Origin of the sequence: Microbulbifer taiwanensis, from assembly GCF_014904815.1 — a bacterium.
Lineage (GTDB): Bacteria > Pseudomonadota > Gammaproteobacteria > Pseudomonadales > Cellvibrionaceae > Microbulbifer > Microbulbifer taiwanensis.
Genome location: NZ_JACZFR010000037.1, coordinates 96,635 through 115,679, shown reverse-complemented (window position 1 = coordinate 115,679; position 19,045 = coordinate 96,635). Strand labels below are relative to the sequence as shown.

18 protein-coding genes are annotated in these 19,045 nt (G+C 61.8%); all 18 read right to left on the bottom strand.

The window, feature by feature from the left end:
• Positions 1-23: 23 nt before the first annotated feature.
• The gene (locus IG627_RS14415) at positions 24-2,084 is read right to left on the bottom strand and encodes a hypothetical protein (RefSeq protein ID WP_193193076.1); all 2,061 of its coding nucleotides are present in this window, start codon (positions 2,082-2,084) and stop codon (positions 24-26) included.
• Positions 2,085-2,086: 2 nt separating this feature from the next.
• Entirely contained in the window at positions 2,087-4,312 is a 2,226-nt protein-coding gene (locus IG627_RS14410; protein WP_193193075.1) for an ATP-binding protein, read from the bottom strand.
• 4 nt (positions 4,313-4,316) lie between these two features.
• Positions 4,317-4,562 carry a hypothetical protein gene (locus IG627_RS14405; RefSeq protein ID WP_193193074.1) on the bottom strand — a complete coding sequence of 82 codons (246 nt, stop codon included), beginning with the start codon at positions 4,560-4,562 and terminating at the stop codon, positions 4,317-4,319.
• A 25-nt stretch (positions 4,563-4,587) separates the two neighbouring features.
• Positions 4,588-4,932, bottom strand: a complete 345-nt coding sequence (locus IG627_RS14400; RefSeq protein ID WP_226865149.1) for a hypothetical protein — start codon at positions 4,930-4,932, stop codon at positions 4,588-4,590.
• 289 nt (positions 4,933-5,221) lie between these two features.
• Positions 5,222-7,693 (bottom strand): hypothetical protein, encoded by a 2,472-nt coding sequence (locus IG627_RS14395; RefSeq protein WP_193193072.1) that lies wholly within the window; start codon positions 7,691-7,693, stop codon positions 5,222-5,224.
• Entirely contained in the window at positions 7,690-8,460 is a 771-nt protein-coding gene (locus tag IG627_RS14390) for a phage tail protein I (RefSeq protein ID WP_193193071.1), read from the bottom strand. The genes IG627_RS14395 and IG627_RS14390 overlap by 4 nt, the downstream gene beginning before the upstream one ends.
• The gene (locus IG627_RS14385) at positions 8,457-9,512 is read right to left on the bottom strand and encodes a baseplate J/gp47 family protein (RefSeq protein WP_193193070.1); all 1,056 of its coding nucleotides are present in this window, start codon (positions 9,510-9,512) and stop codon (positions 8,457-8,459) included. The genes IG627_RS14390 and IG627_RS14385 overlap by 4 nt, the downstream gene beginning before the upstream one ends.
• A gap of 2 nt (positions 9,513-9,514) precedes the next feature.
• The gene (locus IG627_RS14380) at positions 9,515-12,640 is read right to left on the bottom strand and encodes a putative baseplate assembly protein (protein WP_193193069.1); all 3,126 of its coding nucleotides are present in this window, start codon (positions 12,638-12,640) and stop codon (positions 9,515-9,517) included.
• 1 nt (position 12,641) lies between these two features.
• Positions 12,642-13,088 carry a GPW/gp25 family protein gene (locus tag IG627_RS14375; RefSeq protein WP_193193068.1) on the bottom strand — a complete coding sequence of 149 codons (447 nt, stop codon included), beginning with the start codon at positions 13,086-13,088 and terminating at the stop codon, positions 12,642-12,644.
• Between the two features lie 2 nt (positions 13,089-13,090).
• The gene (locus IG627_RS14370) at positions 13,091-13,411 is read right to left on the bottom strand and encodes a hypothetical protein (RefSeq protein WP_193193067.1); all 321 of its coding nucleotides are present in this window, start codon (positions 13,409-13,411) and stop codon (positions 13,091-13,093) included.
• A complete protein-coding gene (locus IG627_RS14365) occupies positions 13,411-14,100 on the bottom strand; it encodes a phage baseplate assembly protein V (RefSeq protein WP_226865148.1) in 690 nt (229 codons plus the stop codon). The genes IG627_RS14370 and IG627_RS14365 overlap by 1 nt, the downstream gene beginning before the upstream one ends.
• Positions 14,097-15,155: a phage late control D family protein gene (locus IG627_RS14360; RefSeq protein WP_193193066.1), complete on the bottom strand. Its 1,059-nt coding sequence runs from the start codon at positions 15,153-15,155 to the stop codon at positions 14,097-14,099. The genes IG627_RS14365 and IG627_RS14360 overlap by 4 nt, the downstream gene beginning before the upstream one ends.
• Positions 15,156-15,172: 17 nt before the next feature.
• Positions 15,173-15,868: a CIS tube protein gene (locus IG627_RS14355; protein ID WP_193193065.1), complete on the bottom strand. Its 696-nt coding sequence runs from the start codon at positions 15,866-15,868 to the stop codon at positions 15,173-15,175.
• Positions 15,865-17,421 carry a hypothetical protein gene (locus IG627_RS14350; protein WP_193193064.1) on the bottom strand — a complete coding sequence of 519 codons (1,557 nt, stop codon included), beginning with the start codon at positions 17,419-17,421 and terminating at the stop codon, positions 15,865-15,867. The genes IG627_RS14355 and IG627_RS14350 overlap by 4 nt, the downstream gene beginning before the upstream one ends.
• A gap of 20 nt (positions 17,422-17,441) precedes the next feature.
• Positions 17,442-18,005 carry a phage tail protein gene (locus IG627_RS14345; RefSeq protein WP_226865146.1) on the bottom strand — a complete coding sequence of 188 codons (564 nt, stop codon included), beginning with the start codon at positions 18,003-18,005 and terminating at the stop codon, positions 17,442-17,444.
• Between the two features lie 84 nt (positions 18,006-18,089).
• On the bottom strand, positions 18,090-18,230 hold the full coding sequence (locus tag IG627_RS21120) for a DUF6760 family protein (RefSeq protein WP_193193093.1): 141 nt from the start codon (positions 18,228-18,230) through the stop codon (positions 18,090-18,092).
• 17 nt (positions 18,231-18,247) lie between these two features.
• Positions 18,248-18,616 (bottom strand): phage tail assembly protein, encoded by a 369-nt coding sequence (locus tag IG627_RS14335; RefSeq protein ID WP_193193063.1) that lies wholly within the window; start codon positions 18,614-18,616, stop codon positions 18,248-18,250.
• On the bottom strand, positions 18,610-19,044 hold the full coding sequence (locus IG627_RS14330) for a phage tail protein (protein ID WP_193193062.1): 435 nt from the start codon (positions 19,042-19,044) through the stop codon (positions 18,610-18,612). The genes IG627_RS14335 and IG627_RS14330 overlap by 7 nt, the downstream gene beginning before the upstream one ends.
• Position 19,045: the final 1 nt, after the last annotated feature.

The following is a 19,045-nucleotide window of genomic DNA, read 5'->3' as shown; positions in this document are numbered from 1 at the left end:
CCCTTACGCCAACGCTACTTCCTTTACAAAAGGGTCCGCTGACGCCAGCTCCGAAAAAAATGCTGCTGTCTGTCCCGCTTGGCTTGCATGTCAGCTTGGTATCTCTCTATGTTCGACTCTACTTCTTCTACGCTCTTCGGTAATTCCTTAAGCTGTCCGCCCAATCGGGCATTGTCAGGAATAGGACCCGGTGAAACCTCTCCGGTTACCCATTTTATCATTGCTCTCGCTTCTCTCTTAGGCACTCCAGCTCTCCAAATATCTGCGGGAGTTGCGATTTTGTGCCAGCCTTCGGACACGCCCTCCACACCCTTGCGACGTTCCGCCTCCAGATCGAAGAGTGCCTCTACTGCAGACAGCCACCCAGGATGATCTCTGTTCCTACGTGCTTCTCGCAGCTTATGCACAATGGGCTGCCCCTTATGGGGGACCAGGCCCGCCGCCACATCCTCCAGCTCCCGAGAAACATTGTCGGACTCCATCATCTTCACCAAGTCCGCCTGGTGCTTAACCGCCCAGCTTTGCCAGGAATGTTCCCCAGGCGTCTGTTCGTCCAACCAGGGAGGCCGCTCATACCCCTTGAATCCCTGGTACCGAGCCTGCAGGTAAGAAATCGTATGATGCCCCAGCTCCTCCTTTCTGGTACTCCTGACGGCCCCTCCCAGGGTGGCACCCAGTGTGACAGGAGATATCGGGATGTCGCTGACTCCCGCCTCGGCGCCGATCTCTTTGGTGGTGCGCGCATACTGCAGCCTGAAGGGTGATGCTCCCCTTGTCAGATCCTTCAGCTTACCGCTCTTGTACCACATCAGCGTCACGCTTTTATTGTAAGTGCCGCCGGCGTTTATACCGACAGGCATCTTTGCCCTGCTGATTGTCGTCGTCAGGGTCAAGCCAAGAAGGCTCTTCAAGAGTTCCATGGTATCACCCTCGCCCAAGGAGACCGTGAGGTCGGCCAGTTGCTCCGGCACAGCCTGCACCAGCTCGAGCGCGGCAGCAGCGGCACCGCTCAGTTCTACAGAGAGGTAAGCTCCGTCATTGTCCGGATTGGCATCGTTATGCACGATCGTCAGCGTTACCCACCCATCAAGCGCTCCGAGGTCGATGTGGGCTGAGGCGTCTGCCGTACCGCCAATCTTGAACTCATGCATTTTGCTCCCGGTGCGTTGGTAGGTGTCCGGGACATTTCTCTTTCTCATGAATAACCTTGGTTCAAACGACACGTCCGCACCGGCGCCAAATAGGCTAAGCACCTTGGCCTCCGCCCCGCCGCCGAACGGAATGCCCACGACGTTCGTTCTCCGCTTCTTGGCCTGCTCACGAATCCATTTATACGCTTCGAGGTCATCCTCCTTTTCCCGCTTCCTGTACCTGCTCCCGGCAAAAGGTGAAAGCAACTTCATTATCTTTGCAGTAAAGTAGGCGGCAAAAGCATAGGGGTTGGTGAAACGCCCTGTGATTGACAGGCCCCCGCCTGCCCACGCCTTGGCGCTGGCTATGGCATTAGCGCCAATACCGGTACTAGCGCCACCGGTCAGATTCAGCTTTAGATTTGCGGCGGTTTTGCCTGTGTCCGTGGCCGAGAGCGTGCCTTTGATTTGCAGCTGGAGCTCGGGGGTTACACTGGCGAGAAGTCCACTTGGCACCGGAATGCCGTGTGCAGCGGCGGTGAATGCCGTCGCAATAACGTCGGCACCGAGTTTGATGGACGCATTGACGCTGTATGAGCTGCCCGGCTCAAACAGGATGGCAAAAGGCCCATGCTCCACGAGCGTCTTGTATGTATTGACAAAGACTTCCTGCCTTTTAAACGGAACGGCTGGTGCTAACGGCTGGTGCTCATCGTTCCTCTCAGCCTCTTCAGTCTCGGTAGGGGCCCATTCCATCTGTCTCATTTCTTCTCCCAGGCCCTCCATTTCCCGTCCGAGGTCATCTATTCCTGCCCCCCATTCAGCCGGTTCTCCCAGGTCCTCCATTTCCTGCCCGAAATCATCTACGCCTGCCCTCCATTCAGCCGATTCTGCCAGGCTCGCCATTTCCGGCCCGAGGTCTTCTAACTGACTAAACAGTTCATAGTCCGGCATGTTCACGCATCTCCTAAAGTAGACTCCCGCTGGTCGCGGAAAATCGAATCCATTTCATCGGCATCAAACACCCGCCCTATCTTGGAATACTCCCGTTGCGTCGCCGCCGACAGGTGGCGCATGGCGACGGCCGTGTCCTCGGCAGCGGCGAGATAAGCGGCGGACAGGGCTATGTTGCGCAGGTAACCGCCGGACAACTGGATGCCGTCGGCCAACAGTTCCAGATCAATATCCCCCGCGCACGGGGTTTGCGGCGGCAGCAGGCGCTGCCAGATGGCCAGGCGCTGGGTTCGGTCGGGCAAGGCGAAGGGCACGATAAAGCGCAGGCGTCTGGCAAAGGCCTCGTCCATATTCTTGGGCAGGTTGGTGGCCAGGATCACCAGCCCTTCGTACTCGTCGATGCGCTGCAGCAGATAGCTGGTTTCCAGGTTGGCGTAACGGTCGTGGGAATCACTGACCTCGGTGCGCTTGCCGAACAGGGCGTCGGCTTCATCGAAAAACAGGATGGCGCTGTTGGCTTCGGCATCATCGAACAGGCGCCCCAGGTGTTTCTCTGTCTCGCCGATATACTTGCTGACCACCTGCGACAGGTCGACCTGGTAGAGATCGAGCCCCAGTTCCGCGGCCAGGACCGCGGCCGCCATGGTCTTGCCGGTGCCGGGCGGCCCGGAAAAGAGCGCGCTGACCCCGCGGCCCAGCATTAATTTCTGCTCGAAGCCCCACTGCGCCATCACCTTGTGCCGGTAGCGCACGTGGTGGCCGAGATCCCGCAGGGTTTCCTTGCGCGCCTCTGGCAGTACCAGGTCGTCCCAGCCAGGTTTCGCCTGGACCCGTTTAGCCAGTGCGGACAAGCCGCCGCTGTGCAGCTGGCGCGCCGCCGCCAGCAGCATACGCCGCGAGACGAACGCCTCTCCGGGCTCGTGCAGCTTCGACATCGCGGCTGCCGCCGGCCCCGCCGCCGCGATGGTGCCCGGCGCCAGCCGCACCGTTGCAGTGAAGGATTCCAGGTCCAGGTCCGGGTCGATCGGCTTGAGCGGCGCCACTGCCTCGCGCCAGCACTGCGCCAGTTGCCCAGCGCGCGGCAGTGACATGGCGATCTCGACGATGGACCGACATCCGACGGAGCAGTGATGCTGCCAGTCGTCGCGGCCGGCCGAAAACAGCCACTGGCCGCCGCAGGACAAGGCACTCTGCACCGCCTGCTGCAGCGCCGGATTGCGTCCGTCCAGCCAGTCGTCCAGCCCCTCCCAGTAGAGGGTGGCGCGCTGCATCATTGCCTCGCGCAGAATGATCAACGGCAGTGCCGGCTCCGCCTGCGCCAGCAGGCCGCGCTCCACCACCAGCAGCGGCCGCCCCAGTTGCGCCACCAGGGTCGTCGCCAGCGTCTCCTTGCCCACTCCGGCCGGCCCGGTCAGGTGCACGATGGCACCCGGGCCCTGCGCCTGCTGTGTACACAGGAAATTGCGCAGCGCGGCAAAGCGCTCTGTCGGAAAGAACAGGTCGCCCGGATCGCGCGCCGCGTTCGACAGCCGCACAAAAGGCACGATGCGTTCGTCCGGCGTATCCTCCCCGAGCAGGAAGGCGACCACACGCGGGTCCGGTTGCAACTGCAGTCGCGGTGCCGGACAGCGCTCACCGGCGCGACCGCTGTATACGCGCAGCAGATGGTGGCGCCGCAGCGGCGCCTGCGCTGCCAGCCGCCGCCGCAGCTGTCCGCGCTCTACATCATTCGGCTCCAGCAGCCGCTCGGCCAGATCCAGCGTCAGCCAGGCGCCGCGATAGTGGGGCTCCAGGTAGCCGAGCAGATCGATAAAACGGCGGTCGATGGTGGGCAGCAGCGACAGCAATAGGAGATCGACATCTTGGGCGGTGAGCTCACAGAAGCGCGTCAACTCTGCCAGCCGCAGGCGGATACCCACCACCTCCCCCGCCCGCGCCGAGCCCGCATTTTCCCGCCGCAGCTTCTCCACCTGTTCGCGCATTTCCTGCAGCTCCGGCGGATCCTCGCGCCACAGCAAACTGTCGGCGAGCAGTGTATCGACAACGCCACCGGAAAGCGTCGCCGCCCCGCGCGCACGCAGAATCCGCATGCGCTCTATGTCCGGCGCCATCTCGACCTCGCGCGCGGCCACCGCGGCGCGCACCAGCTGCTCCACCCGCCATAGCTCGGCAAACAAATGCGCTTCCGACGAGTCGAACTGCGTATCGGCAATCGATTCAACAGTCATAACGCTACACACTCACGCCGGCGCCTGCTGGAAGGACTTCCCGGTGTGTATTGGGATTGCTGCCTGGCTCATCTCCCGGCCCGACCGAATCACCGGCGCGCAGTTCCTGCAATACTGCTAGAGCGCCTTCGATACGCAACAGGGTTTCGGTAAGGCGTGCACGCTTGTTGTCGAGTTCGGCAAGGGTCTGCCGACCCTTTTCTTGTTCCAATCTCAGCGACACCAAACGCTGTTCCAGACAGCTTTCCATGCTTTCCTCCAATTCGAGTTATGAATCAACGGCCAAATGGCATCCAGGAAACAGAAACTGCTGCTTGCCCTGGATTTCCACTCGCGTCACAATCCTGCGATGTGGACACCCTCCAGTACTCCCCCGTCCTCACCGGCATCGTGAACGAGTTTTCATCTACCGCGACCGTATTGCTACCGGCTGTATCTCGATGAACCGATGCAGAGGCCCGGCTTTGCAAGCTGTCGCTGCTACTTCCCGCGGCCCCATTTGCATTCAATTGCTCTTTACCACTGGCCTGAAGCCGCACAACAACGAACCCATCGGTATCTGCCTGGTATACAGTTCCACATAAAAGCAATTCATTTTGTTGTTCACAGACATTTTCCATCATGCTCTCCATAAAGTATTTTTTATACGCTAAATATCGTTTCGGAAAATACAATTCCTACCACACCAAGACCACAATTCAGGATGAATCCAATTTACACCTCCTTAAGCAAAAACACTTCCATTGAATCAGCTTCTATTAATCTGCCGGCACATCCCTGTGTCGCAATGGCCCATTAACCAACCCGGATTCCGGATTAATAATTCCGGACACAAGGAAACCTGAGTTTCTACACATAGAATCAAGCTGGAATTACTGAGCAGCAAACACATCCAACCTTGAACCACAGTCAATTCCCGAAAGGGATCCATTTTACTGTTACTGCCGCGCTACCCGGATTACCGCTCGCGTCACCGTCTTGGCTCGTCGACACTTTCCAATACTCACTTTTCCTAACCGGCATCATGAAAGAGTTTTTATCGACCGCAACGGTATTTGAACCCCCTGTATCCCGATGCACTGAGGCCACCCCCCGTGTTTCCAGATTATTGCTATCTACCCCAGCTTCACCTACGGCACTCAACTGCTCTTTACCAGAGGCCACCAGATAGACAACAATAAAGCCATCACTATTGGCCTGATAGTTATTTCCAACTATGTACGACCCTTGCCCCCAGGCCCCGAGCAAGCTCGATTCACCCGTAAGATTGATCCCTCCCTGTGCGTTCAATGGAATTGCAGAATTGATGTTTACCTCGGTGTCTCTGACAGAGATCAGCTTGGTATTGTTGTTTTCATCCCCGCCCCACACTTCCAGCGGATTACTCAGAGTACCCGAGTTATAGCCATTGCCAATCGACATTTTTCCGTCAGAAGTCACCACCGTGTTTGAAAATGCACGTATCAAGTCCGCCCCTACAACGAGCAGTGCGTTATCAGACTGGCTTGGATCCCAGACCTCCAGCCAATGGCTTCCATTCTCTGGAAAATACTCCTTTCCGATAACCACCTTACCGTTCGGGCTGATATACAAACGATCGTTGCATCCGGCATCATTATCGATATCCGAAACATGGGCATCATCGTAGGTCTGTAATCGCAGGGCCGGTGCGCGTAGGGTGATGGCATCCGGGCCATTGCTGGTATTGGTGTCATTGCTGGCGAAGAGAATCAACTCGGATCGCTCTACATCGTTGTTATTTCCCTGTCCGGCTGGCACCCGGCGAGCGGTAATTACCGGGGGGACATCATTCGGCGTAGCGCTGGCCGGGAAGCTGTATTCGGATGCGGTTGCGACACCGGCAACGGCGACTTCTCCATTTACCGTTAATGTATCCGATACCGTTGCAGTACCAGTTACTGCGAGCCCGCCACTTGCGGTCAATGTATCTGACACGGTTGCGGTGCCAGTCACGGTGAACCCGCCACTTGCGGTTAATATATCCGACACAGTTGCCGTGCCGTAGACTTGAAGTCCGTTACCTCCTGAAACTGCCAGTAGCTGATTGTCGTTTTCGTCGTAGACTTCCAGGGGGTTTGATGGCGCTCCCGAAGACTTCCCGATCGCGAGCTGGCCGCCGGTGTCGATTTGTGTATTCGATACCGAGATTCCACCCTGCGCGTTCACCAGAACTGATATATCTGCTCCGCCGTCTCCCGCCGTAAGCAGTGCGCTGCCGTCCGAGGCTGTAACCTGCAGGGCGGCGCTTTCGCCGTCGCCCTTGATCTCCAGTCGTGCGGCCGGCTCGTCGTCGCCGATACCGATTCCCACATTGCCGCTGGCATGCGCCACCAGCGCATGGATCGCGCTTTCCTGATCGTCACTGCCGGATTGCGGGTCGCCGGTGTTGTTGGTGGTCAGGGTGATCTTATCCTTCGCCAACAGCTCGACACCATTATTTTGCAGCAGGATGCGCTGGCCGTAATCGTGCGCCCAGATATCGCCCGGGCTGTCGAGAAAGATAAGCGCCCCCTTTTCGATCTCGATATTGGTCTCTTCTCCTGTAGACGGCTGCTTGAGAAAGAGTTTTTGGTCGAGGGTTATCCGGTAGTCCGCTTCCGGATAACCGGCATCTCCCGGATAGTAACCCTCAGGATTTTCGTTGATATTCTCAAAGCGAAGCGTGCCCGCATCGCCGCTCTTTCCCGGCAGGCGCAGGCCGGCATATTTCTGGGTCCGGACCCCGGTGGAGAAAGAGTCTGTGTCGATTGCGTCGATCACACCGCCGGCCACGCGCACCCTTGCCAACGGCACTGCACCTTCGCGCAGGGATGCCCCGATGGCGAGCATCGTTTCACCCTGGCCATTCACCGCCTTCGGGTCCTGGGTAAAGCGGGTATCACCTTCACTGCCGGACTGGGGATCAGTCGCTGTCTCAATAAAGAGAAGGTCGACGATATAGTCGCCGTCGCTGGCGTTCTCTGGCAGCTCAACCGTGTAACCCTCAATAGGCGTCCCATTCCCATCCTCATCGCTGAGCAGTACCTGGTTGCCGCTGGCATCCAGTGCGCTGCCGGGGCTGATACTCACCGACGTGTCGCCCGCTTGCGTTACATCGAGCCCTTCGAGAACACCGGGTGCATGCAAGTTGGCTTCGTGGCGTACCTGGCGGTCCACGTGGTAGTTCTGTTCGTCGATAAAGTCCTGGGTCGACAGGAATTCGCCATCGAAATAGCGCAAACGGGACGTCACATAATCCGGACGCGTGTCGGCAGGGCCCTTGTCGTTGGCATTCCTTTTCGATGCGTTAAGGAATGCTTGGGATGTCTCATTTTCAGGGCGTACCTCGGTCAGGTCACTGTCTTTGGAATCATTGCTCATTTTGGCTTTCCGTTTCGATGCGTTGAAGATATCTGCTGCAGCGGAAGCTTCTCGCCGTCCGGCCCCATCTCCGCGTTGCCCAGCGTGGTGTTTCTGCCCACGTAGATCCCTTCGGTCGCGCGGGTTTTGGGGCGTGTGTCCGGGTCTTCATCCAGCAACACCAGGGACGGGTATCGCAGCACCAGGCTGTAGTAGGTGTGGGCGGGTTTCTGTAGTTCGATGGCAGCCTCTACCTTGCGGTAGAGCTGTTGTAAGCTGGTCGGCGTCTGCCGCGTATCGACAACCAGGGTGACGCGAAAATAGTAGGCATACGGCTTGCCGGTTCTGGGATCCACAACCCGGTCATCGACGCGAACATCCGCCGTCTCACCGACACACAGCCGTACCACCTCCGCGATGCCCCTGCGCGTTCCCCGCAGCATGTACAGGGGCACGATGGAGGCCACTAGATTGCGCCGCGTCTGCTCCGACCAATCCCGGCGCAGGTCCACCGCGACCCAGCGCGCCAGCCAGGGCAGAAAATCAGCGGGCGTTTCCTGTGGCTGGAAGTAGTGGGTGATCCGGTCCAGGGTTTCACCCAAGCCCTGCTGCCACTCCGGTTGATCAGCGGCCCCACCCATCTCGCCGAAAGCGGTTACCACACCGCCGGAGAGAATGGCCTCAAATGCGCGCAGGAACTGGCCGATAAAGTGCCCGTCCTGCAGCGGCGCCGGTAGAAACGACAGGTAGCTGCTGACTGCTTCGATTTCGTTGCGATGGTCCGTCATCCGGCCGTTACCTCCGGGTTCCAGCGCACCCACTCACTGCCGTCCTGGCCCACCGAACCGCTCAGTACCATCACCGTCAGGTCTATGGCGTCCCGCCGCAGCTGTGGAAGCTGGTCCCCGTCGAGTGACACCGATTCGCCGCCGGCACCGCCGTTCGCGACGCTGACCTCCTCCACATGAGAAATACCCGCGAGAGTGGCGAGCCGCGCCGTCAACTCGGAGCTGTACACGGTACGACCGAAGGGCCAACCAGTGCCGTCCGCTCCGCCGCGCACCGGGTGCAGGTACTCGAACAGCGCACGCCGCGCTTCGAGTAGCACTTCCCGCGGGCGGGCGTCTCCGTCGATGTAGAGCGTGGCTGCGGCATCCAGCCCGACATAACGCGGGCCGGCGATGCAGACGCGCGTCGTGGCCAGCCTGCGGTTCTCGAAAAAGTCCCCCAGCGCCGCCACCAGTTCACCCGATGGCTGCAGCCAGGGCGAAGGATCGCCGTCGGACCGGACCGGCAGCACCACCAGGCTGATGGCGCCCGGCGAGTCGGCCGGCAGTCCCGCGCTTGTGTCGGTCACGTCCACTTCGGGCAGGCAGGCCAAGCGCTCTATCTGGCTGCTCGCGGCACCCTGCCCGGCCTGCTGCATCGCGGGGAAAGTCGTCAATGCCAGTTGTTCGTAATCGGCGGCGGTGACGGCGCGGTAGCGCCGGCGCAGCGCCAGCAGCACGTCGCGCATCGCCTGCGCCGGCTCGGCGTCGAAGCGCTGATCCAGAGTTTCCTGCAGATCGCCGGCCACCAAGTCCGCAGTACCGCCGCGCAACGCCGACTCGCCGTAACCCATCAACAGCTGCAGAAACGCCTTGTAGGTGCGGGGCTGTATGCGGTTGGTGCGGTACACCAGCATTTCCGTGAGCCAGGCCAGCATTTCCAGCAGGGTGATACCGGGGTCGGACGGGTTGTAGTCGGTCCAGTCAGAGCCGTAACCGGGCAGCGCGGCAATGGCGCCCGAGACCAGTTCCTCGTAGTCGATATCATCGAGGTTGGGCAGTTCGATGGGCATGGCTATAGGCTCCCGGCGGCTTGCACTGTCACGGTGTGATCGCCGGAACAGACCAGGATGACCGTCAGCTTCTGGTCCGCGGTATCCTCGGGCATAGCGCCCGTGCTGCCGGGCGCGGATATCGCCGGCGTGCGGGTAACCGTGAGATCGCTCAGGCTGTCGACGCCGGGCAGCGCGAGCAGATAGCGGGTTAAGTCCGAGTCATAAACCATCTGCCCCAGCGCCCAGCCGCCGCGATCAAAACCTCCGGAAAGGGGATTCAGGAAGCGGCGCAGCGCCTGTTCGACTTCCTTTTTCACTGCGTCTGCGCGATCCATCCGTTTTGCATTCACCGTAACGGTGACATCCACCTGCAGCCAGTCGGGCCCGGAAAGCTTCAATTGCACCGCCGGTGGCATGCGCGCGCGCAGGAAATCGCCAACTTGCTGCAACAGACCGACCGACGGTGCCGGGCGATCCACGTTGTCGCCGGGGACTACGATGACCAGCACATGGCCGGCACTTTCGGGGAGTCCGGGATTTTCCGTCGGGTCAAATACCGGCGTGATCGCACGCACTTTTGCGACCTGCGGAAAGCCCTGTCGGACCAGATCCTCGTAATCCTGCCGGGCGGTGGCGCGGCCGCGGTGGCGCAGGACCTTTGGTCCCCAGTCCATGACCGCGTCGCTGTCTTCACCGTCGGCACCGCCGGACGACGCAATCGCATTGTCGACCGCGGCAACCTGGGTCACGGCCGTCACCAGTTGGTTGATCGCGCCCGCGGGCAGATTGCCGGCGGCGCCGCCGCCGGCGCTGTATCGGGCCATAACGATATTGTTCTCGCCGGCGGGCGGCACCATGCCGTTTTTGCCGTCGCCGAAGGTGACAGTGCCATCCTGGTGATCGAGCGTGTAATGGCGATCCCGCGGGCCCGAGGCGGCAAAACTTCCGACCTGCTTCCAGCGCACCCAGGCCGCGTCCAGGTCGGCCGCAGTCCATGTCTCCGACGTGCCATCGGAACCGGCAACCACCGGCGCCACTGCCAGTGGCTCCGACTCCGCGCGCAATTGCGCCGAGTCGCTGGCGGAGGGCGCGGTCGATTCGCGCACCAGCAGTTCGGCATTGGCAAGGATCGGCGCTTGTGTGAGGCTGAAGGTCTGGCCCGGCGTCTGGCGGCTGGAACCGAGTACTTCGTTGCGGATCAGCCGCGCATTGCTCGCGGCCACACTGTTGGGCAGTAGGCGCCCTCCCCGTGGAGGCACAGAGTAGCTGCCGCTTTTCACTGTTGCGCGCAACCAGTACAGGGGCGCGGACCCGAACTGCGCACTGCGCGCCAGGTCGGCGGGCGCAACGAACTGCAGGAAACCGCTCTGGGTAAAATTGTGCGTACCATCGGCAACCTCGAGCGGCTTCCAGTCTGTATCCGCCGAGGTGCCGCCGGGGACGGCCATATATTGCCACTGGACTTGGGCGGGATTGCCGCCGCCCTGCACTGCACTGAGCGCCGATTGCGTCTCGCCGTCCAACGACAGCGGCCCCACTTCCAGATAGATCGAAACCGTGGTTTGGCCGAGCGACTCGCCAAACGCGAGATAAAACGTGGGTGCTGCGTCCGCGCGCAACAGGAAGGGGGCCACCGGCTGCGCAAAATCCTCCAGCTGCCGCCCCTCGCCGTTATCGATCACGCAGATCGGTGTCGCACTCGGGGTATACGTTGCGCCGAGGCTGATACTTTGCAGTATCGGCGGGCGATAGCCGTCGTCGATGACGCTGCCATCGGATACCGTAATGCCAGTGCCGTAATTACCCGAGGCGAGGCGGATGCGCAGAGAAGGTTGATCGGTGTCTGCGGGGAGCGGAATCTCCGCCGTGCCACTCGCTTTAAGCGCAGATACACTAGCATCTCCCGTACCGGAGGGATCGAACGTGGGGACAGCCGCGTCCCAGCTGTCGCCGCTGCCGACCTCCCAGGAAAGGTTGGGATTGTCGTTTCCACAGGGATCGGGATCTTCGCTTTGCGCCTCGTCGGAAACGGTCACCGTTACGATCAGTCTGCCAGACTCGTCACTCGGCAAAGAGCCGAGCACCAGCGTACAGGCATCGTTGAATGCCGGTTGCCGCCCCAGCGGGTAGTAATCCTTACTGGTGTCGATGGGCACACCGTTGAACAGCACCTGCTCCAGCGCCAACTCCGAGACGTCCACGGATTCCGTGGCGCTGAGCGTTACCCCGCACCAGGCAGGAATAGCAGCGTCCTCCGCAGGGGTATCTGTGTCCTCCGGCCAGGCCGTCAAACGGGCGCGAATCCAGAAAGCGCTGGTCGTTGTCCCGGCGACCGACAGCGAACAGGTGACGATATCCGCCGGGAGAGTGACATTAAATTGAAAATCATCGCCGTCGATGGATACTGAATCCGAGTCGATTGCTAACGACGTCCAGTCGTCAGCACTGGAAGAAAAATACTCCCAGACAATGCAGGGATCTGATTCGGGATCGGAAATGTCCTGCAGGAGGCTCCAGTGCTCGGCGTCGTCTCCCGAGGCGAACGCAATCGACAGCTGAATCGCGTCGCCGCTGCCGACGGCGACAATGACCTCATCCGCGGCCAGATACACCGCGTGCTCCACCGCGGTGTCTGCCGTGAACAGGCTGTAATAACCGGGCTCCAGCCCCGTTGCCACTGCGGTATTTATTGAAACGCAGTCGATGGTGTTGTCGCCCCGCGGCTGATAGGTGATTGCTCGCCATAACACGGGCTCCCGATTGGGCAGCAACTCCAGCGGACCCTGCGTGTAGAAGGTAGTGCTGCTGCCATCCGCATGCTGCCCGCGCACCTGGGTGCCGGCCGGCACCCGCACGCCCTGCGCACCGGCGGCCGCGGTAAAGGTCAAGGGCACCTCGGCTGCGCGCGGCGGCTGCGGCTGCAGGCCCAGCATGCGCAGGTAGGCCAGGAAGTGGCGGTTGGGCATCTGGTTCAGGCGCGATATCACCTGCTGCGCCAAGGTCGCAAAGGCACCGATCAGCGCGGTACCTGCATCGGCTTTATCGCCCGGCGACCAGCCGCTCAGCTGCTCCGCCAGTTGGGCCGTCTGCCGTGCCACGGCTTCGGTATTGCGGGGATCGATAACGGGAGAATCGATACGCTTCATATCAGGCCGGCTCCGGGGGCGTCAGGTAGAAGGGGTAAACCATATTGAAACGGCTGTTGGTTTCGCGGATGAGGTAGTGCACCGCGATAGTCACCGCGCCCGCTATTTCCTGCGACGGCTCGGCGCGCACGCCGAGCAAGTCGATGCGCGGCTCCCAGATTTCCAGGGCCTCGCGCACGGCCTGCTCCATCTGTCCCAGCGTGGCCGCGTTGATCGGGGCAAACACCAGGTCGTGGATGGCGCAGCCGAATTCCGGCCGGCTGACGCGCTCGCCGATGGCGGTGCCGAGAATCAGCCAGATCGATTGGTGGACAACCTGGTCGCCGCCGACTTCGGCGATGCACCCGTCGCCGTCCAGGCCGATACCGATGCCGGCCGGGTGCAGCGGTTGCAGGCTGTAGTTCCAGCCGGTGCCGAGAAATCCCCGCGTGTGTTTGTTCGATGCCATACTCACTGCCCCCGCACCCGGGCTTGTGCCGGCAGTATGTGCACCGGCACACCATTGGGCGTGGTGATGCCGTCGCTGTTGGTCAGTAAAAGGGGCTGGCCCGCGGAGCGCAGGCGCAGTGCGCCCGTCAGCCATGAGGCGGCGAGGCACGGCAGCGGGTTTGATGCTGGCGTGACAAAGGGACACCCCTCGACCAGGTAGGGCGCCGACTGGGTCGCGGTGGGCTCACCGCCCACCCGCACGCGCGCATTCGGCAGCGTCGCCCTGCCCCTGCCCCCGTGGCTGCAGAGCACGGTGTTGGCCGCCGTTACCAGGTAGCTCATCAGGTCACCTCCAGCGCATCTTTATTGATCTTTACGCCCGCCATGCAGTCGATACCCAGACCACTCGCGGCCGACAGGCTTCCGCTGCCATTCGCTTTCACCTCGTAGGACTTTTGCGCCGACAGCGAAAATGTTGCGCATTCGATCGCAATATCACCGTCGCTCTGCAGATCGATCCCCCCGGCCGCCGACAGGTTGATCCGGCCGGACGACTCGATCGAAATCGACTCGCCACTGGCATCGATGACGATTTTGTTTTTCTGCGCGGCGCCGCTGATGGTGATGGTTTCGGCACCCTCGGTATCGTCGAATACCAGCGTGTGGCCGCTGCGCGAGCAGATGACTCGGCGATTGTTGCGGCCGTCGTCGTTGTTGTCCGGCGGCGCGTCGACACCGTTCCACAGCGCACCGACGACATAGGGCTGGTCGATATTGCCGTTGGCGAACATCAGCAGCACCTCGTCGCCGACTTCCGGCAGCATCCAGACACCGCGGCCGGCGCCGGCCATCGGCGTTGCGATCCGGACCCAGCCGCTCTCGTCTTCGGCACTGAGCCATGGAAAAGTGACCTTGACCCGCCCCATGCCGTCCGGGTCGACGTTGTTGGACACTATCCCCACGACCGCACCGTAGAGACGACCGGGCGCCTGGGTGTTTCCCGACCAAAAACCCGCTTCCTGTAGCATCATGTCGCGTTCCTCCGCACCTTGATCGCCGTCTGATATCCGCTTTCGGCAGAGCAGCTGTGCCGCGCCTGTTCGATGTAATAGGGCCCGCTGAAACGGTCGCCGAGGCCGCTCAGCGACACCAGCTTCCCCGCGCGCAGTTGGGCGCTACCGGGGCAGATCCCCTCGCCGAGAATGAACGCCAGGGCGCGGGTGCCGAGCTGGCCCAGGCTGGCGCTGTCGGCCTGGTCCTGAGCGACAATTGGCTGACCGGTGCGCAGGGAATCGCTCGCCCCAAAGGCCTTGTCGGCGATCTCCGCACCCGGGGTGCCGCCCATCGCCACCACCTGCGCGCCGCTGGCAGCACCGAAAATCGCCTGCTTGCCGCCCACATCCCAACCGCTGACCCGCTGGGTGCCGACCTGGCCCTGTGCGGTCATGCGCAGCCCGAAAGTCTTGATGTCGCGCTCGGTGGCCAAAACCAGCGCCGGTTCAGAAGCCGTTGCGTGCGGGCGGAAATACAGCGTCTTGTCCCCCACCACGACCTCGTAGCCGATGGCGGCGGCGCGGGCGCAGAGAAAACCGAGATCGCTTTGGGCGTGCTGCCACACATGCTCGTGGACGACGCGGCTGTCGACGACATCCGGGGTCAGATTGTTGTCGCGGGCGATGGCGGCGGCGATATCGCTATCGGACATGTTTACGAAAGTGCGCGTCTGCTCGCCGCGCAGCAGGCGGTGGCGGCGATCGTAGCCGCGCACCAGCAACTCCGGCGCCTCCCCGCTATCGACGCTGAGCTCCAGGCTGGTAATTTCGCCGACGATGATCGACTCGAGCCGATCCACATAACCGAGCGAAACCTCGACTTCAGCGCCGATCGCAAACAGGCCGCTGTCCACCCAGGTGTAGGACTGGGTCGCCTGGCGCCAGGTGGCCATCCGCAGGCTAAACATCGAGGGTCCGGCGAGATCGTCCAGCACCGCGACCTCGAGCACGTCGAGCATCAGCTCCGTGTCGAGCGCGACGCGATTGACCTTGATCTGGTAATCGGCGATCAGGGGACTGGCGGCCAGAGTCATCGTCGTACCTCCATCCGTCAGTCCCGCAGTTTCGGGATCAGCAGTATCTGTCCCGGTGCCAGTCGCAGCGGATCGTCGAGACCATTGGCCCGGGCGATGGGTCGCCAGCAGCGCGCATCCATGTACATGGTCGAGGCGACCAACATCAGGGTGTCACCCGGCTGCACGGTGTATTTCTTCGCCACATCCGCTGAGTGCAATTCATTCGCGGGACTCAAGTTGCTCTCCCGCGCGGTAAAACTGCAACCAACCGTGGCCCGCACCGGCGTACCGTCCGGCAAAAACAGGGTGACGGTGGTGCGCGCCTCGGTAAGCACCCCGCGGAAGAGGACATTCCGCCCCCAGCGCAGCCTGCAATCCGGGGGCTGGTGTGTTTCCCGATCCGGTCTCGTCAATCGTTCGATTGCACGCGTCCTGTCGAGCACACTGTGCGGCGCATTGCGCCCCTTACGAGAGAATGGCAATAGCGAGTTCGGCCAGCGCACCGAGACTTCGTCGGGCGCATCGTAGGTATCGAAGAACAGGTCGAGTGCCAGGGTGGCCGGTTGGCATCCGGTGAACTCCAACAATGAAAGTCCGTCGGCCCTGGCGGCGCCGGCATTTCTCCAGCCGGCGGCGTGCCGGAAGACGAGCTTGTCCGGATTGAACAGCGCCTCCGACTGCTCGTGCCTGCCGTCGGATTCGTACTCGACGGTGAGTTTTTCCAGTGTCACGACCAGCCTCCGCGGCGCTCGGCGTCGACCGCCAGGCGCTTCATGATCCTGCGCTCGACACGACGGGCCAGCTGAGCCTCGTCAATCAATGGCGGTGATGATGGTGATGGGGATGGGGAAATGTTTTCGGACTGGCCGTCGGCATTCGCTGTCAGCACCGGTACATGCAGCGGAGTAGGCTCCGAATCGCCGCTATGTACATCCGCTTCCCTCGCCACCGCGGCGGCCGCGGATGCCGGATTCGCGGGCTGGATTCTCGCATGCGGAAGCGGCGACAGTTCCGCGCCAGCCGGCGCGCTGATTCCGCTTTTGAAATGATGGTCAGGGATATACGGGCCGACAGTGCCGGATGGTGCTAACGGCTGCATGAGTCTTCCGGACTGCGCCGCAGGCGCGTGGGCCACAGGCGCCCTGTCCGGTAACACTTGCGATACCTGCGTCACAGCGGTTTCCGCTTCGCCTGTCGCGTCCTTGGATCGCGATAAATTCTTCCGCGCGGGCACCGTCAGAAGCGTCGTCGAAGAATCGTCGTTACGCTCGCCGGATCGTATGGACTCGACGCGTCTCACAGACTCCCGCGCGCCGTGTGGCATCGACGGAGGTTGCGCACTAGGGGCGGCAACCATGGCGGCGGTACTTTCTCCGGCTTTACCGATGGACGCTGTGCCGTCTAAATCCTGCACAGGCGACGGCCGCGCTATTGCGTGATGTAGCGTCCCGTGCCCGTCGATAGCGACCGTATGCGACGGTGAGACTGTGACTGACCTGTCGAATTTTTGCGAAGGCGAGCAATTATCGAGCGCGGTATCCGGTGTTGTGCGGGCTTCGACCTCTCCCGCTTTAGCGTCCGCGGAAACTGTTGAGTGTGCAAGATTGAACAGCGTTAATTCCGTTGCGCGAAGCGAAGCGACGGCTTTGCCGGTGTTTTCTGAATAATGCGGATTCGCGTCAATGACCGGGGCGGACTGGTCCCTGCCGGAACGCACCGGACCCCGGACCGGAGGCATAGTCAGTGTTTTCACTGCGTCTTCGGCAATTGCCGATGGCTGTGCCGGCAAATCCACCGGCGGCTCGGAAAGGTACGACGCAGCGGGCGACTGATAATCACCGTTTATATCGGATGCTGTGCCCCCTGCCCCCGGCTGAGCCGGCAATCGCGTAACGATGGGCAACTCCTCCGACGCGGCGAACGTGGGGAAAGCTCTGGTTTCGTCTAGCACGCGAGGTACACTCTCCGCGGCGACAGACACCACCCGCAATTCCGTTGGCGACGCCGGTGCGGGCGCCGAACCCGGAACAATAGACGGAGACGCCTTCTGCCAGTCCACGTGCACCACCTGCGGGCCGGCAATTTCCCGCTCGCTGCGGCTCACGCGATCGAGCAGTGATTTGGCCAGCAACTGGGCGCGGGCGGTAAAATAGTTTGTGCGCCGCTGGATTCTGTCGCCCGGCGCCGGCGAAATAACCGTCGGCCGGCGCCAGAGCCGCGCAACCAGGCCGCGATCCAGGTTTTGTTCCCAAGGCCGCGGCGTGCCCCCGTCTCGACCTGCCACTGTGGCAACCTCCCCGCTTCTCATTGATCGCCATTCCCGAGCGAATCGACTACCGGCTCGACGATCATCTCGCGCCCGGCACGGGCGGCGCCCGCAGCGCGGCTGAGTATTGGCTTGACGATGCCGCGATGGACCAGTTCCAGGCTTTCCACCGCCACCTGTGTCGAGCGCGATGCATCAAAATCCGGACCGCGCCACTTGACCGGCAGTGCCGCCTTCACATTCCACCAGACCACTGGCACATGCCTTCGATCGAGCATCATCACCGTCATGTCGCGACGCTTGAACTCGCCCTCGCAGACGCGCGCATACCAGGCGTACAGGGTGTCGATTTCGGTAATGCCCCGCGTCAGAACCAGGCGCGGATAGTGCACAGATCCGGGGAGCTGGTGGCGGAATTCGTTGACGCCGCCCTCACAGTATTCGGTTACCTGCACCTCGCTCTGCAGGCCGCTCACCGCGCTGAAGCTGCCAACCAGCAAGCCGTCGATCTCGACAAAGAAATTGTTCCCCAGATACGGGTCGAGCCGCGCATCGAGATGCCCTCTGGCAACGGTCAGCGCCGCCGGGATTCCAAGCATCATGGCATGCCCCCTGTATTGATTTTCTCGCTGCCCCGGGTTGCGAAACCCGAGCTGATTCAATGCCGCGCCCGCGGAGCTCAGGCCCTAGCGCTGCACGCGATTGAGTTCTTCGTTCACGGACGCCACCTGCTCGACCCAGCGCCGCCGCTCCAGGTGATCGAGCCGCACCACCTCGTCGTAGGACCAGTGCAAATAGCGGGACAGGTAGGCCACCTCCTCGAACAACCGGTCCGGGGGGTAGCCTATGCCTCCCCCGGCGGCTGCACCTCCACCTCGAACTGTTCCTGGCAGTGCGGGCAGTTCACCGGCAGGCGCGGGTGCCCCTGCTCGTTGAGGCGCCGGTAAAGGTCCTGGAGATAGATAAAGTCCTGGGACATCATTCCCTCCACAACCCGGGTGTTGACCTGCTTCAGCTCGCCCAGCCTGACGATGACGCGAGACAGCAGAACAATCACCAGGTAACCCGGGTTGCCACGCACGCGGGCATCGTTCAGGGGCGCGATTTCGTCGTAGGCCGTCGCCAGCCGCATGACCCCCTCGCGATGCACCCTGCCTTCCTCGTCGGTGTAGCCCGCGGGCAGGGCAAAGGGAAACTCGCCCGCTGTTACCACGTCTGGACCTCGACACCTTCGTGGGTGAGTTCCAGTGCCTCGATCGCAATGGCATCGGCGGTGGCGTCGAAGTTGGGGCCGGTCCAGCGGGCGGGCCAGGCGTTCTGCAGATTCCAGCGGATCTGCTCCTCGCCCTTGTCATTCATCAGGATGATCGACAGGTCGCGCCGCTGCAGGTCACCGGAGGTCACGCTGCTGTGCCAGTCCCACAGCGAATGGTCACTGGTAATTCCCCGGCGCAGCGTGACGTTCGAAACCGATAAGAGCCCCGGCAACTTGCGCTGGCCGAGTGTCGGGTCGGTGCCCTCGCGGTAGGGAACCACTGCAGTCGAGCTGTCCAGGCCACCGCACTCCTTGAATGCCGTGCTGGTAATGCCATCGATCTCGACTTTGAAGTTGTACCCCCGGAAGGGATCTGTCTGGGCCATG

Coding starts and splice junctions, on each gene's coding strand:
- IG627_RS14415 (WP_193193076.1), bottom strand. CDS start 2,084: ATGCCGGACTATGAACTGTTTAGTCAGTTAGAAGACCTCGGGCCGGAA.
- IG627_RS14410 (WP_193193075.1), bottom strand. CDS start 4,312: ATGACTGTTGAATCGATTGCCGATACGCAGTTCGACTCGTCGGAAGCG.
- IG627_RS14405 (WP_193193074.1), bottom strand. CDS start 4,562: ATGGAAAGCTGTCTGGAACAGCGTTTGGTGTCGCTGAGATTGGAACAA.
- IG627_RS14400 (WP_226865149.1), bottom strand. CDS start 4,932: ATGGAAAATGTCTGTGAACAACAAAATGAATTGCTTTTATGTGGAACT.
- IG627_RS14395 (WP_193193072.1), bottom strand. CDS start 7,693: ATGAGCAATGATTCCAAAGACAGTGACCTGACCGAGGTACGCCCTGAA.
- IG627_RS14390 (WP_193193071.1), bottom strand. CDS start 8,460: ATGACGGACCATCGCAACGAAATCGAAGCAGTCAGCAGCTACCTGTCG.
- IG627_RS14385 (WP_193193070.1), bottom strand. CDS start 9,512: ATGCCCATCGAACTGCCCAACCTCGATGATATCGACTACGAGGAACTG.
- IG627_RS14380 (WP_193193069.1), bottom strand. CDS start 12,640: ATGAAGCGTATCGATTCTCCCGTTATCGATCCCCGCAATACCGAAGCC.
- IG627_RS14375 (WP_193193068.1), bottom strand. CDS start 13,088: ATGGCATCGAACAAACACACGCGGGGATTTCTCGGCACCGGCTGGAAC.
- IG627_RS14370 (WP_193193067.1), bottom strand. CDS start 13,411: ATGAGCTACCTGGTAACGGCGGCCAACACCGTGCTCTGCAGCCACGGG.
- IG627_RS14365 (WP_226865148.1), bottom strand. CDS start 14,100: ATGATGCTACAGGAAGCGGGTTTTTGGTCGGGAAACACCCAGGCGCCC.
- IG627_RS14360 (WP_193193066.1), bottom strand. CDS start 15,155: ATGACTCTGGCCGCCAGTCCCCTGATCGCCGATTACCAGATCAAGGTC.
- IG627_RS14345 (WP_226865146.1), bottom strand. CDS start 18,005: ATGATGCTTGGAATCCCGGCGGCGCTGACCGTTGCCAGAGGGCATCTC.
- IG627_RS14330 (WP_193193062.1), bottom strand. CDS start 19,044: ATGGCCCAGACAGATCCCTTCCGGGGGTACAACTTCAAAGTCGAGATC.